The sequence below is a fragment of the Salegentibacter sediminis genome, from assembly GCF_002078605.1.
Classification (GTDB): Bacteria; Bacteroidota; Bacteroidia; order Flavobacteriales; family Flavobacteriaceae; genus Salegentibacter; species Salegentibacter sediminis.
On record NZ_MSJR01000009.1, the window covers coordinates 52,913 to 67,277 of the forward strand.

The 14,365-nt window shown below is 41.8% G+C and carries 14 protein-coding genes; 6 read left to right on the plus strand and 8 right to left on the minus strand.

Annotated features, from left to right (window positions below):
• Positions 1–4 precede the first annotated feature (4 nt).
• Positions 5–1,870 carry a DUF389 domain-containing protein gene (locus tag BUW93_RS12660; RefSeq protein WP_081212099.1) on the minus strand — a complete coding sequence of 622 codons (1,866 nt, stop codon included), beginning with the start codon at positions 1,868–1,870 and terminating at the stop codon, positions 5–7.
• A 134-nt stretch (positions 1,871–2,004) separates the two neighbouring features.
• Between BUW93_RS12660 and BUW93_RS12665 the strand changes: the two genes are divergently transcribed.
• The gene (locus BUW93_RS12665; protein WP_081212100.1) at positions 2,005–2,445 is read left to right on the plus strand and encodes a VOC family protein; all 441 of its coding nucleotides are present in this window, start codon (positions 2,005–2,007) and stop codon (positions 2,443–2,445) included.
• Here the strand turns inward: BUW93_RS12665 and nudK are convergent.
• A complete protein-coding gene (gene nudK / locus BUW93_RS12670) occupies positions 2,442–3,020 on the minus strand; it encodes a GDP-mannose pyrophosphatase NudK (protein ID WP_081212101.1) in 579 nt (192 codons plus the stop codon). The genes BUW93_RS12665 and nudK overlap by 4 nt on opposite strands.
• Positions 3,021–3,301: 281 nt before the next feature.
• On the opposite strand from nudK, the gene BUW93_RS12675 reads away from it, so the two are divergent.
• On the plus strand, positions 3,302–4,051 hold the full coding sequence (locus BUW93_RS12675) for a PepSY-like domain-containing protein (protein ID WP_198537017.1): 750 nt from the start codon (positions 3,302–3,304) through the stop codon (positions 4,049–4,051).
• A 115-nt stretch (positions 4,052–4,166) separates the two neighbouring features.
• On the opposite strand, the gene BUW93_RS12680 is transcribed toward BUW93_RS12675, so the two are convergent.
• Positions 4,167–5,459, minus strand: coding sequence for a hypothetical protein (locus BUW93_RS12680; protein WP_081212103.1), 1,293 nt, complete (start codon positions 5,457–5,459; stop codon positions 4,167–4,169).
• Positions 5,460–5,657: 198 nt separating this feature from the next.
• Positions 5,658–6,308: a fasciclin domain-containing protein gene (locus BUW93_RS12685; protein ID WP_081212104.1), complete on the minus strand. Its 651-nt coding sequence runs from the start codon at positions 6,306–6,308 to the stop codon at positions 5,658–5,660.
• A gap of 381 nt (positions 6,309–6,689) precedes the next feature.
• Here BUW93_RS12685 and BUW93_RS12690 point away from each other — a divergent pair, with 381 nt between their 5' ends.
• Positions 6,690–6,953, plus strand: a complete 264-nt coding sequence (locus BUW93_RS12690) for a heavy-metal-associated domain-containing protein (protein ID WP_081212105.1) — start codon at positions 6,690–6,692, stop codon at positions 6,951–6,953.
• Positions 6,954–7,057: 104 nt separating this feature from the next.
• On the opposite strand, the gene BUW93_RS12695 is transcribed toward BUW93_RS12690, so the two are convergent.
• Together BUW93_RS12695 and lysA are read right to left on the minus strand one after the other, a co-directional pair.
• Positions 7,058–7,621, minus strand: coding sequence for a 2'-5' RNA ligase family protein (locus BUW93_RS12695; RefSeq protein WP_081212106.1), 564 nt, complete (start codon positions 7,619–7,621; stop codon positions 7,058–7,060).
• Positions 7,622–7,694: 73 nt separating this feature from the next.
• The gene (gene lysA, locus BUW93_RS12700; RefSeq protein ID WP_081212107.1) at positions 7,695–8,918 is read right to left on the minus strand and encodes a diaminopimelate decarboxylase; all 1,224 of its coding nucleotides are present in this window, start codon (positions 8,916–8,918) and stop codon (positions 7,695–7,697) included.
• A gap of 275 nt (positions 8,919–9,193) precedes the next feature.
• On the opposite strand from lysA, the gene sucC reads away from it, so the two are divergent.
• Both sucC and BUW93_RS12710 read left to right on the plus strand, forming a co-directional pair.
• Positions 9,194–10,387, plus strand: coding sequence for an ADP-forming succinate--CoA ligase subunit beta (gene sucC / locus BUW93_RS12705; RefSeq protein ID WP_081212108.1), 1,194 nt, complete (start codon positions 9,194–9,196; stop codon positions 10,385–10,387).
• Positions 10,388–10,729: 342 nt separating this feature from the next.
• Positions 10,730–11,062 (plus strand): hypothetical protein, encoded by a 333-nt coding sequence (locus BUW93_RS12710; protein WP_157893325.1) that lies wholly within the window; start codon positions 10,730–10,732, stop codon positions 11,060–11,062.
• A 185-nt stretch (positions 11,063–11,247) separates the two neighbouring features.
• On the opposite strand, the gene BUW93_RS12715 is transcribed toward BUW93_RS12710, so the two are convergent.
• Both BUW93_RS12715 and BUW93_RS12720 read right to left on the minus strand, forming a co-directional pair.
• Positions 11,248–12,054 (minus strand): MBL fold metallo-hydrolase, encoded by an 807-nt coding sequence (locus BUW93_RS12715; RefSeq protein WP_081212110.1) that lies wholly within the window; start codon positions 12,052–12,054, stop codon positions 11,248–11,250.
• A gap of 94 nt (positions 12,055–12,148) precedes the next feature.
• On the minus strand, positions 12,149–12,607 hold the full coding sequence (locus tag BUW93_RS12720) for a GNAT family N-acetyltransferase (protein ID WP_081212111.1): 459 nt from the start codon (positions 12,605–12,607) through the stop codon (positions 12,149–12,151).
• 133 nt (positions 12,608–12,740) lie between these two features.
• Between BUW93_RS12720 and treF the strand changes: the two genes are divergently transcribed.
• Positions 12,741–14,357 (plus strand): alpha,alpha-trehalase TreF, encoded by a 1,617-nt coding sequence (gene treF / locus BUW93_RS12725; protein ID WP_081212112.1) that lies wholly within the window; start codon positions 12,741–12,743, stop codon positions 14,355–14,357.
• Positions 14,358–14,365 lie beyond the last annotated feature (8 nt).

Here is a 14,365-nt window from a genome sequence, read left to right on the forward strand (position 1 = left end):
AAATTTAAAATTGCTGTGCTGAAATTACTTCCAGTTGTATCGGTTGTTCTATACTTTCCTCTATTTGTCTTTTAATATCCACCACATCGTCCTTTTCTAGACTTTCGGTACCTACCAGGGTAAGACTTACTTTTAAAGGAGTGCCAAAGCGTACCTTCACATCCCGCAGGATAACCTCATTAAACCTGGAGCCTTCTAGTTGCCTGGTTATGCTTGCTTCCTGCTTAATGCGATTAAATGAAAGCGAAAGAGGGACCAGGATTAAGGCAATGATTATAAAAGTATAAACCAGTCCCATCTTGGCTCGTTTAAAAGGTGCAAAACCTAATATGAGAAAGGTGATTCCTGCAAACATAATAATTCCTGCCAGGTTGGTGAGATAAAGTAGAAAGGCTCCGGAGAAGACATTCCAGTCCCACCAGCCAATCCCTATTCCTGCTACGGCAAGTGGAGGTACCAGGGCAACGGCAATCGCAACTCCCGCAAGGCTTTTGGCAATGCCCTCTTCGGCGTGAGCATAGGCAGCCGCAATACCAGATGCTACAGCTATGCCCATATCTAAAAGAGTGGGGGAAAGACGGGCGTCGATCTCGGAGGTAAGGACTTTAAGCGGAATGACAAGGCTAACCCCGGCGGCGAATAAAAGAGAAACGCCCGTCCCGATTAGGATAGTGATTAAACCCGTTTTGAGCATTTGTACATCGTAACGCACCATGCCCATAGAAAAAGAGACTATAGGCGCAATAATAGGAGCCAGGATCATCGCTCCAATTATTACCGGGGAAGAGTTACCAAAAAGCCCAAATGTCGCGATAAGGGTAGAAAGAATCATCATTATCACATACGGGGATGTGGTCACTGCATTTTCCCGTAATACCTTAAACAGATCTTCAAATTCCTCGGCCGTGGCCCGGGGGAAAATAGGCAGGGACCGCTTGGTTAATTCCTCTCTTTTTTGTCCTGTAGGCAGCTTGTCTATTCTGAAACTTTTCTTAACATCAGGTCCTTTTTCTTCGGTACAATAGATGCTTACCTGTTTTAAGGCCAGGGCCTCTGGCTGTACTTCAAGTTTAATGCTTTGGGCAGTATCTGTCTGTCCATCAACCGTATATTCTATCTGGGAAGAGTTTTCTATTTCCAGGTTAGAGATCTTAATCTGCCCGATGAAAGCGGGTAGTTTTCCCAGCTTTTTCTTGATTGGAATTAAGCTCCGCAATAAAAACAGCATTAATTCAAAAAGATTCTGGGGCGAGAGGATCAGCACGTTGAACATGCCATCGTTCATAGCGCTTTCTGAAACCAACCTTTTGGCAACCACCGAACTCAAAGGGTGTTCCACCACGATGATTCCCAAAGCCGAGGTTTGGATTAATTTTTCGCCATCGGTTTTTAAAAGATACGAATGATGAGATAGGGAAGAAAGCCGCCGTATATTTTTTATAAAGGTCTTTACCTCAAAAAAGAAACTATTCTCTTTGTCTTCTTCTGAAAAAATAAAGGCATTCCCCAGGTTTACCGCCTGAAAAACCGGTTTGCCATTACAAAATAACAGGTCCAACTTGTGGCTTTCTTCAGCAACAAGGATTTCCTCCATGGCTTCCGACATTTTTGTAGAAATCCCTAAACCTTTAGAGGTGTATAAATTTTCTGGATGCGGTAAAATCCCCACCGGCCAATCCTGGTTGGCTGCACGGGGCAAAAACTCCCGGAGATATTCATCGCTTAAATAGGTGATTAATACGCTTGCATTCCCGGGTTTGAATTCGGGATTCGAATACTCAACTAATTTATACTCCTTTCCGTCTAAGAGTGAAATAAGATTTTCTTTCACTTCCGATTCATCGTTCGGGTGATAAAGGATATAAATCATAGCCTGGTTGGTCTTTAACCCGCAAGTTAAGACTTTTTGACAGTCAAAATAAAAGTTTTAACCTCAGTTTTAGACTTAAAGGCGGCAATTAAAGTATCTTGTAGAGTGCTAATAAACCGAAAAAATTTTGGGCTATGCCAGTACAAAAATCACCGGCGATAATTCTTTTCGCTGCAACTTCAGAAGTCAATAAATATAACCTCAGAAAAGACCATGATACCATTAGGGTAAGAGACCTGAAAGCCTCTGCCGATTTCTACGGAAACATCCTTGGCCTGGAAGAGATTCATAACGGGGGCCTTGGTGACCATATTAAATGGTTTCAGCTAAACGACAGGGTGCAGCTTCATCTTATGGAGAGTAAAGAAGTAATCGAGAAATATAAAGGGGTGCATATGGCCATGAGAACAGATCTTTTAGATGCTTTTATGGATCATCTGAAATCAAAGAATATACATTTTGAAACCTGGAAAGGTGAAGCAGGGACCTCCAATACCCGGCCAGACGGCATCCGGCAAATATATTTTCAAGACCCCGATGGTTACTGGATCGAGGTTAACGATGGCCGCCATTAGAACAAGCTATTTATTTTGGCATATTGCAGGAGCATAATAGTTTTGGCATCTTTTATCGCACCGGTGGCGATCATTTTATAAGCCGTCTCAAATTCCATTTCTAAAACCTCAATATCCTCCTGTTCCCCGGCAAGGCCACCGCCTTTCCCGGTTTTCATCTCTTTGGAATATTCGCCTATGAAGAAGTGTATGACCTCAGTAACCGAGCCGGGAGACATATAGGATTCGAAGATCTTTTTAACTTCTCCTATGCTATAACCTGTTTCTTCTTCGGTTTCGCGCTTTATGCAGTTCTCGGGATCATCGTTGTCTAAAAGCCCTGCACAAGCCTCTACCAACATCCCATCAGGATTCCCGTTTAAAAAAGTAGGCAACCGAAACTGCCTGGTTAGCACAATCTTATTGCTCTTTTTGTTGTAAAGCAAAATACAGGCCCCGTCGCCACGATCATATGCTTCCCGGTTTTGAAGCTCCCAGCGCCCATCCTGTCGCTGGTATTGGAAGGTGATTTCCTTTAGTACCGCCCACTGGTTCGACAATACTTCTTTTCTTTCAATTTTTATCCTGCTGCTCAAACTTCGTCATATTTGCGGCTAAATTATTTTATTCTGAAAATCAGACCCGCCTTTTTATAAAATTTTTGTACCTCTTTAGCAGAGTTTTATGATGGTTCAATTTTTATTTCTCTCTTGTTCCTAAAACCCGATACTTAAACTGAAATTTTTAGCAAGGATTTAAGGAATGCATATATAATTTGTTGGGCACTCCTGCGTTTTATTTTTTTATAACCCGGTCAATATCCTGAAGGGAAGCCCTTTATTTTTAAGATAATGACTTAAAAAAACGTATTATGAATATGAAGAGAATTAAGCTTTTAGGAATTACTTTGTTAACTGCCCTTATAGGATTTTCCTGCAGTTCTGATGATGATGACGCTCTTACTACCGAAGTAGATCTTAATGCCACAGCAACTAAAGCCGATGCCCACGTGCAAACCTCCAGTTTGCCTCAGCCTATCCTGGATTATGTATCTACCACCTATCCCGATCTTACCATAAAAAAGGCCGAAATTGAGGATGATGATACTTATGAAATTACCCTTAGTGATGAAACAGAGCTGATTTTTGATATGCAGGGTAATTTTCTGGGTATAGATGACGATGATGTTGATGATTTTGGGGATGAAGATTTAGATCCCTCTGATCTCCCACAAAATATCCGGGATTTTATTGCTCAATATTTCCCGGGAGTAGGTATTGATGAGGCCGAAAGGGAAAATAATGCTAATTATGAAGTGGAATTAGAAAACGGTGTAGATCTTATTTTCAATGCCGATGGCGAATTTTTAGGCAGGGGAGAAGATGAGGACCAGGATTATGACGACGACGATGAAGATGTAGACCCTGCTGATCTTCCGCAGCTTATTCTGGATTATATCGACGAAAATTATCCCGAACAAAGCATTATAGAAGCAGAGAAGGAAGATGACGGATATGAAGTTACCCTTAACAACGGGCTTGAACTAAAATTTGATGCTGATGGTGCCTTTGTGAGCGCAGAAGATAAAAACGGGGACGATGAGGATGATGAAAATGAGGATGACTAGGGAATAAAATACCCTGGATTAAAAATAAAAAGGCTGCTTAAAATGAATAAGCAGCCTTTTTATTTTTTAAATGTCATTAGGTTTAACAAATCATTGCTATTCTTCCATAAGCCATTTAATTTTCAGAACGGGGTTGCCCGCATTCGAAACACTGTAAAAGCTGCGGACTTAACTCAATATCTTCCGATCCTTTCAGGGGTTCACTGAGCAATTCTTTTTCAGAAATAATCCGGTGAAATTCCTTTGCGGTTTGAACCAGGTTCTTCCTCCTACTTTTAATCTTGGTTTTTATTTCTTCGCCGTCCAGGGCATAAATATTATCGGGCCAAACCTTAAAGGCCGAGTCTATGGCCTTATCGCTCATAAGCTCCTGAAGTTTTTGAGCCTCTTCAATAAAAATTTCCTCCGGGGTATATCTCAGGAAGTACACATCGGTGGGGTAGACAAGCCCGGGGAGATAATCTATCTCTTTCTCAAATGGCCGTACCATAGGTTCTATATTTTTATTTGAAATAATTTCGGGGATCACACCGTCAATATTGAAAAATGCATTGTCCCGGTCGCCGGCTAGCGGATAAGCCTTAAACCTGTTTGCTTTCTTTTGGACTACCCATCCCCACTGTTTGGCGTGGCGGTCCCAGTCACCAATTAGCAAGTCAAAAAGTCTTGCCCGAACCAAAGCGCTTTCATCAATACTTAAAGCTGCACCGTATTGCTGCTTCCATTCCTGCAGATGTTTCGTATCCAGGATTTCCACAACCTTATTTACTTTTGTCCAGTTCTTTTCACCTTCGGTTTCATATTCCAACAGGAAAAGCCGGTTTCCGTATTTCTCGTTATATTTTTCTCCAAGAAAATCCTGTTTGGGAATAAAGACCAGCCAGGGATGGGTGTGGAGAACACCGGCGGCTTCAGAGAGTGATGCCGAAAGAATGGCCCCATAAGGGTGCGAAGCCGAGATGGCATCTATTACGATATTTTCAAGGCCAAGGCTACGGGCGAATTCCGGAACATGGGAGGCTGGATCTTTGTTTACACTGCGAAGGGAAAAAAGAACCCCATCCTGGCCTTCCAGGCGCAGGGAATGGGTTTGACTCCCGCCACCTTCCTTGACGATCTTCATCCCGCCAAAAAGGGTATCGAGAAACACAACCGGTACCTTCACAGGAGCTGACCAGGCTGCCCGGTAATTTTCTCCCTGGATAATATCTTTTAATATATTGGCTTCATAAAGGCTACTCGCAGCCACAACTACAGAGTCATGTTTGCTGAAATCTACTTGCTCCAGGTCTTTAAATTCTTTAATATTCGCTGTTTCGAATTCTTTTTCGTTGCCGGATACAGAGATGTATACCAGGCTAATTAAAAGCAGGAAGATCAGAAGGATTATCCAGAGAATCTTTTTCATTGAGCTATTACTTTCTGGGAATAAAACTATGATTTTAGGAGGGAATTCAAGGGAAATTTTTCAGGATTTTTTCAGAAGATATTCCTGAGCCTGGTTTCCGCCCGGGTAAGAGGAAAGCTTTTTCCAGCAAGGTATAGGAAATAAAAAGGCCATCTCTTTTGAGACGGCCTTTAACAATTCAAACAAAACTAATCTAAACTATTCTATAGGCAAAAGCACCGCATTGATAACGTGAATAATTCCGTTAGAAGCTGAAATATTCGGGATCACGATATCGGCAGTGCTGCCGATGGCAGTAATTTTCTTCTCAGGGTTAACGCTAAAACTCTCTCCGAGCAAGGTTTCGATGCTACGATAGTTTTTTGGAGGCACTACACTGTTGGAGGCTCTGCGGCCTTCGGTCACATGGTATAAAAGCACATTAAGTACCAATTCGGCAGGCAGATCGCGTGTACTGTCAATGCCAAGTGCTATGTAGAGATTTTCAAAAGCTTCATCGGTTGGGGCGAAGACGGTGTACTGGTCGGTGCCGTTAAGGAAGAGTTCTACCAGGCCCGCATCAAGCTCTTCATCAACATAAAAAAGCGCATCTACCAGTTCATCAAAACCTGCTTCTATTGCTATGGCAGCAATAGGATCATCTCCGGGTGCAGGAGCACCTTTCTTTTTGCTGGCATCTGCTTTTTTGGTGTTTGCTTCTAAAACATCATAAACGGTCATCTCGTAAGATTCGACTTCGGTCATTGTTTCTTCTTTTTCACAGGAAACCAGGAAAAGAGATAAAAAGACAATAAAAAAGATCGATACAGCAATTCTGTTGTAATGGATCGGTAAGGCATAATTCTTCATAACAATTCAATTTTTTAATTGATTAATAATGAGGTAAATATATTAAACAAAATCATATTGTTTAATAATTTAACTAAATGTTTAGACAAAAAAATATTTTGTAAGAAGAGGATTTCAAGATCCGGAATTAGATTCGGGTAAAAGAAATAGAATTTTAGACAAAAGCTAGAGGTTTAAAATGTGAAGGAATGCCTAATAGAAGATTATAAGCATTTTTATACTGTTTTTCTAAATCGGATCCTTTGCAATTTCTCAACATATCCGTTTTTTCCATTCCTTAAAAATTAATCCTGGATATGTAAGAAGCGGCCAACTGTAACTTATGTTACAAGCCTGGGCTGCCCGGAATACTAATTTTGGAAATCTTAAAATTCTTTGAAAATGAATATGACAATAACAGTACAAAATTTAAAATGTGGTGGGTGTGTAAACACCATTACTACCAAAATTTCAGAAATGGAAAATATCCGGGAGGTCCAGGTAGATAAGGAGACCTCGGCAATATCATTTGAATATACAGGGCCGGAAGATGCAATAAAGGTTAAGGAGAAATTGAGAAAGCTGGGCTATCCGGCAGTTGATGAAAAGAACTCGCTGGTGTCAAAAGCCAATTCTATGATCAGTTGTGCTACCGGCAAATTCTAATAAGCTATTAAAAAAGCTAATTCCGGCCCTTCTTAGATAGCAAGGGCCGGATGTTTTTATGAAATTTCGGGATTCATTTTCCAGGGAATAAGGTATAATCCAATTCAGGAATCGCTTACAGCATCGGAGGGCTTGTCTAAGAAAAACTCTCCAAAACTATCCCAGCTTTTACCATTGTGCTTGAACAGCACCAGGCTGTTAGCTATAAAAGAGGCTCTGAATTTACGGTCCTGGAGTTCTTTCCAGGCGGGCTCGAAGTTTTGATAGCTGAGGTCTCGGGTGGCTAAGGTGAAGTGTGGGTGGAAGTTGCGGCCTTTTTCGTTTTCCTTTAAGTGCAAAGCTTTGTCAAGATATTTTTGCAGCTTGTGGTGGAGTTCCTGCAGCGCTGGGTTTTTGGCTATGCCTATAAATAGAACTTTTCGGGAAAACCTTCCAAAACCTTCGGTTTCCACCTGAAATGCCTGTTGTTGTGCGGCGAAATCTTCCAGAAGCTTTTTTAGTTTTTCCTCTTTGGCTGCTGCCATTTTAAAAGGAACCTGCAGGGTAATATGTGCCGGGAGTTTCAGTGCGTGCCTGCTGTGGTATTTTTTGGCCAGCTCCAGCTTCAACTCTTTGATGCTTTGACTCAGGGTTTCGGGCGGGAGTATGGCGATAAAATACAGGCTCATCGTGTGGGTATTTTTCCGTAGGGAAAGTTAATTAAAACCCTTTGTTTTTTAATTATCATCCTCCGTAGAAATACTATTCAGAGGCCGGGGGCCCCAGATCTATGATCACCTGGTGTCTTAACAGGTCTTCAAAGGTTTCTCTTTCCCTAATCAGGTGGGCTTTATCCTTATACCAAAGCACTTCGGCGGGACGGAAGCGGGAGTTAAAATTACTGGCCATTGAAAAACTGTAGGCTCCGGCATTGCTGAAAGCCAGAATGTCACCCTCGGTGATCTCGGCGATGCGGCGGTTATTGGCAAAAGTATCGGTCTCGCAGATGTAACCTACCACAGAGTAAAACCGCTGTTTTCCTTCAGGATTCGAGATATTGTGAATGTCGTGATGCGAACCGTAGAACATTGGGCGAATGAGGTGGTTAAAACCCGTGTCTACCCCCGCGAACACCGTAGAGGTGGTTTGTTTGATCACGTTTACCTTTGCAAGGAATTTCCCGGCCTCGCTCACTAAAAACTTTCCGGGTTCGAAGACCAGGGTGAGTTCGCGACCGTAATCTTTGCAGAAATCATGGAACCTGTGGGTGAGTTTCTCGCCCAACTCTTCGATATCGGTCTCGATATCACCTTCGGTATAAGGTACTTTGAAACCGCTTCCAAAGTCGAGAAACTCCAGATTTTTAAAGTTCTTAGCCGAATCAAATAGAATTTCAGAAGCACGAAGAAAAACCTCGATATCCAGGATGTCGCTCCCGGTGTGCATATGGATTCCGTTGATGTTCATTCCGGTATTTTCTACGATGCGCAGCAAAAGTGGCATCTGGTGAATGGAAATTCCGAATTTTGAATCTACATGGCCCACAGATATCTTTGCATTTCCACCCGCAAGAATGTGAGGGTTTATTCGAATACATACTGGCACTTCAGGATGTTTGGCACCAAACTGCTCCAGGATAGAAAGATTGTCGATATTGATTTGTGCACCCAATTCTACCACTTCCTCTATCTCCTCCAGCGAAACCCCGTTGGGCGTATAGATAATATCTTTAGGATCCACGCCAGCTTTGAGACCCAACATCACTTCCTGTACCGAGACCGTATCGAGCCCGCAGCCCATAGAATTGAGAAACTTCAAAATAGAAATATTGGAAAGCGCTTTTACGGCATAATGTATGCGCAGGTCTTTCACTTCGCTAAAAGCATTCTTCAGGCGGTTGTACTGAAAAGCGATCTTTTCAGCATCATAAACATACACAGGGCTTCCAAATTCTTTGGCAACGGCCAGCAGGTCTTGATTGGTCATAATGGGGAAATATTAAGGCACAAAATACAGGAGAAAATAAAACTCCCGCAAGTGCAAGTCCCAAAAATAACGAATTCCTCTTAATTGTTTTCTTCGGAATAAACTCAGAGATAGACCCGGTTGTCCAAAAATAGCTTTTTTAAGGATTATTTGGCCACAAATCAATTAATTGCTACCTGTGGAAACCTCTATTATTAAAGGAAAAAAGATTGGTACAATACTTTTGGTTTTGTTACTTTTGTTAACCGTAATTAAATCTGAAGAAATACCTGATTATGAACATACACGAATATCAAGGAAAAGAGATTTTAAATAGTTTTGGAGTGCGCATTCAGCGTGGGATTGTAGCTCATAATGCTACTGAAGCCGTGAACGCAGCCAAAGAATTAACCGAACAAACCGGAACCGGTTGGCACGTGATTAAAGCACAGGTGCACGCTGGAGGCCGTGGTAAAGGGGGAGGTGTGAAACTTGCCAAAAACCTTAAGGAGGTAGAAGAAATTGCAGGGGATATTATCGGGATGAACCTGGTTACTCCACAAACTTCAGCCGAAGGAAAAAAAGTACACCAGGTACTTGTTGCCGAGGATGTTTATTATCCCGGCGACAGCGAAACCTCAGAGATTTATATGTCGGTGCTCCTTAACCGTGCTACCGGAAGGAATATGATCATGTATTCTACCGAAGGTGGAGTAGATATCGAAAGTGTTGCCGAAAAGACACCGCACCTTATTTTTAACGAAGAGATCGATCCTACGGTAGGATTGCTTCCTTTCCAGGCGCGTCGCATAGCCTTTAATTTAGGCCTTAGCGGAACCGCATTCAAAGAAATGGTGAAATTCGTAACCGCGCTTTACACCGCCTTTGAAAAATCTGATTCTTCTCTTTTTGAGATCAATCCTGTTTTAAAAACCAGCGACGATAAGATCCTTGCCGTTGATGCTAAAGTAACCCTTGATGATAATGCGCTTTTCCGTCATAAAGATTATGCTGAAATGCGGGACATTCGTGAAGAGAATCCTACTGAAGTTGAAGCCAAGGAGGTAGGACTTAACTATGTAGACCTTGACGGAAACGTGGGTTGTATGGTTAACGGTGCCGGGCTTGCTATGGCAACGATGGACCTTATCAAGCAGGCGGGTGGAGAACCTGCAAACTTCCTTGATGTTGGTGGTACTGCCGATGCTAAAAGAGTGGAAGAAGCTTTCAGAATTATTCTGAAGGATGAAAAAGTAGAAGCTATTTTGGTTAATATCTTTGGAGGTATTGTTCGTTGTGACCGTGTGGCGCAGGGAATTGTTGATGCCTACAAGAATCTTGGAGATAAGATAAATGTACCAATTATTGTGCGTCTGCAGGGAACTAATGCCGATATCGCAAAAGAACTTATAGACAACAGCGGATTGAAAATTCACTCTGCCGTGGAATTCCAGGAAGCAGCCGATAAAGTACAGGAAGTACTTAGCTAAAACCTGAGTAAATATTATACTGAAAAGCCGCCCGGAAGGGTGGCTTTTTTTTTATGTTTTCATTCGTCATTCCAGGCCTGACCCGGAATCTCATCTAGGAACTTTTTTGACTCCGCCGGGATCTTTTCTTCTCTACAGCTTTTGAGTGAGATTCTGAATCAAGTTCAGAATGACGTTTCTACGGAATCGTCATTCCGGGATAGACCAGGAATCTCATGCTGCGTAATGTCCCCCTGGTAGGCTCTCTTTCTTTTAAAAAAAATATAGAATTCTAACTCCAACTGTAACATCTAAAATTTTATAGGGTCTTTTTTAATGTATAACCTTATAAATCATTTTATTATGAAAAATTTACAGTTATTTTTGCTGGTGCTGGCCATTGGTTTCGGAACAGCAGTGAAGGCAGCTTATCTGCCAATCGACCCGACTTCTGCTTTTAAATATGAAGTGGAAAAACTTCTTGAGGATTTACCTATAGAACTTGAGGAGGCAGAGAAAACAGTTAATCTTTCTATTACCTTCAACGATGATAATGAGATCGTGGTTTTATCGGTAGAATGTGACGACCCGTATGTAGAAAGTGTGATTAAGAAGCGTTTGAACTACAAGAAGGTAGAAACACAACTAGATAAATCTATAAGAGTTTACAAATTGCCCATCAGACTCAAAGCTTAAGATCGATCAAAAAATGTAAAGAACAAAAAACCCGGCTCATCACCGGGTTATTTTTTTATAGCCTCCTGACTGATAAAATCACTAGAGACGCTGAAATAATTTCAGAATGAGGGTTTAAAGAAAATTCCTATAAAAAAATTCCCCTGGAGAAAACCGATGAGAATTGTATTATAAATAATTGGGCCTTAATCCCGTTCAGGATACCAGTCGAGTTGTATCACCTCGATCTCTTCATTTCCTTCATCTACCAGACTTTTGAACTTATCTACATCGGCCAGCCCGTCCTGCCCCCGATAATGGTAAGGGTAAACCTGTTTGGGTTTAAACGCCAGCACGGCATCGGCCGCCTGTTCTACAGACATTGTGTAGGGGAGGTTCATAGATACCAGTGCCATATCTATATCTTTTAATGCTCTCATTTCCGGAATATCTTCGGTATCGCCAGAAATATATAAACGCTGGCCATCTTTCTCGATTAAATAACCATTCCCCCGTCCTTTTTTGTGACGTGATTCAGGATCGTCTTCCGGCAGGTTATACATGGGGATAGCTTCAATATAGAAATCAAGTACTCGAGTTGTACCACCATTATCTAAAGTTCTTAAGATATCGTCCATTTCTTCTGGCAATTCCTCTTTTACCGCTTGAGGAACAATAATATGCACGCCTTCCAGATCCAGTGCCTGTAAAGTTTCGGCGTTTAGATGGTCTCCATGGATATCGGTGATTAATATAAAATCGGGTTTTTCTTTCCCTTCAAATGCTATGGCTCCTCCTACAGGGTCCAGATAGAAAACCGCCTCGCCCCAATTAATCACCGCCGTAGCATGCGATACAGGCTGAATATTGATATCTGCTGAAGCATTATTTTTTTCATCTATTTCTGTGGCTTGTTCTACCTCCGCCTGGCTCTCTTCCCGGTCTTCCTGGTTTTCGTTTTTGCAGCCGGTAAGAAGCAGGCTCAAGGCCAGTATTCCTAATAAGTGTTTCATAATGCTTGATTTTAGTTTTTAATTTCCTCTTAAAATTAAGGAATTTATAAAGTTAACCAACCAAAAACAGATGTTCTGGAGCTTTAGTAAAGATTTAAGAAAGCTCTAAGCGCATCTTAATATCTCCGCGGGAGTATGGGTTATTCTCCCCGATTGGAATTTCCCTGAAGCCGTATTTTTTATAGATGTAGATCGCGTTTTCCAGTTTGCGATTAGAGTAAATGATGAGGTGGTTCCACTTCTGGTTTTTTGCGAATTTAATACTATGTTCCATTAATTTCTGCCCGATTTTTTTTCCCTGGTATTTTGGAGTAACCGCCATCTTTGTGAGCTCAAATACATTCTCGTCTATTTTCATCAGAGCGACGCAGCCAATGATCTCCTCAGCTTCTTTGACGAAAAAAATTGTGCCTCCCGGCTCAATGATATATTTTTCGGGATTACCCAGTACTTCCTCGTCATGTGATTCTACCCAAAAGTATTTTTCGAGCCAGGCGATATTAAGCTCCTTAAAATCTTTGGCGTATTGTGGCTGGTAAGAGATTATTTCCATATTACTATGCTGAAATTTTTTGGCTAAAATAGAAAATAAAGCAGTTTGTGCAGGTTGCCTTTAAGGCTAAAGCCCTGAATTATAAATTATTTTTTACTTTCACCGCCGCCTGACTAATCAAAAATTAATTTTTATGAAAAAGCTTTCGGTAAACTTCCTGTTTCTCTGTTCGTTTTTAATATTGAATGCCTGCTCTTCAGCGGTAACAACAGAAGAAAAAAAGACCGAAGAAAAGCAGCTAAGTATTTTGCCACCCGAAGACCTTTACGGGGAGCTGTTTTACCGGGTTCAGGAAAATGATTCCCTGTTTTCTGATAGCAAAACTTTTGTAGATGCTGTGCCGCGCATCGCTCCGGAAGAGCTTCGAAAGAGATATTCTGAAATACAACCAGAGACTAATGCTGAAATAAAAGCTTTTTTAAATAAAAACTTCATCATCCCGGAAGCCTCCAGCGATTATGAAACAGATTCTTCTTCGATAAACCTGCATATCAAAAAGCTTTGGGAGGAATTGAAACGCCCTGCCGATGAGCAGGTTTCAGGCACCTTAATTCCCCTGCCGAATCCGTACATAGTTCCCGGAGGGAGATTCCGGGAGATCTATTACTGGGATAGTTATTTCACTATGCTTGGGCTGCAGGAAGACGGGGAAATTAAAACCATAAAGCACATGCTGGATAATTTTGCTTGGCTCATCGAAAACTATGGTTTTATCCCTAACGGAAACCGCACCTATTATTTAAGCCGCTCCCAGCCACCATTTTTTGCCAAAATGGTTCAGTTACTTGCTCAAATACAAGGGGAGGAAGTTTATGCAGAATACCTACCGGCGATGCAAAAAGAATATGATTTCTGGATGAGTGGCAGTGAAAATGCTGGATCGGGGGCCTATAAAAGAGTGGTGATACTTCCCGACGGAGAGATTTTAAATCGTTACTGGGACGATAAAAACACACCAAGGCCCGAAAGTTATCGCGAGGATGTGAAAACCGCTGAAAAAGCGGTTGCTAAAAATCCAGAGCGTACACGGGGGGAAGTCTACAGAGACCTAAGGGCCGCGGCCGAATCAGGTTGGGATTTTTCCAGCCGCTGGCTTAGTATAAATGGGAATGGTGATTTTAATCTTTATAGTATTCATACCACTCAAATTATTCCGGTGGATCTAAACAGCCTTCTTTATAATCTGGAGCATACCCTTGCCCGGGCCTATGAATTGGAAGCACCTACTGATAAAGCTGAAATTTACCGAAGAAAAGCAGAGAATCGAAAGGCCGCCATTCAGAAATACCTTTGGGAAGAAGAGACCGGTTTTTATTTCGATTATAATTTTAAAAATGCTAATACTACGGGGATCTATTCACTGGCCGGGGTTTACCCGCTCTTTTTTGAAATTTCGAAAGTAGAGCAGGCCCGAAAGGTCACAGAAGCCCTGGAACAGATTTTCTTAAGGCCGGGCGGTCTGGTAAGCACTCCACACCATACGGGGCAGCAATGGGATGCACCCAATGCCTGGGCCCCACTGCAATATATGAGTATTGAAGGGCTTCGCAATTATGGGAAAGACCAACTTGCTTCAGAAATTAAGCAGCGCTGGTTAAATCTTAATCAAAACGTATATCAGAAGACTTTTAAAATGTTGGAAAAATACAATGTGGAAGACCTTAGCAAAGAGAGCGGGGGAGGGGAATACCCCACCCAGGATGGCTTTGGTTGGACCAACGGAGTCTACCAGAAACTATCAAAAGAATAATAGAAAAA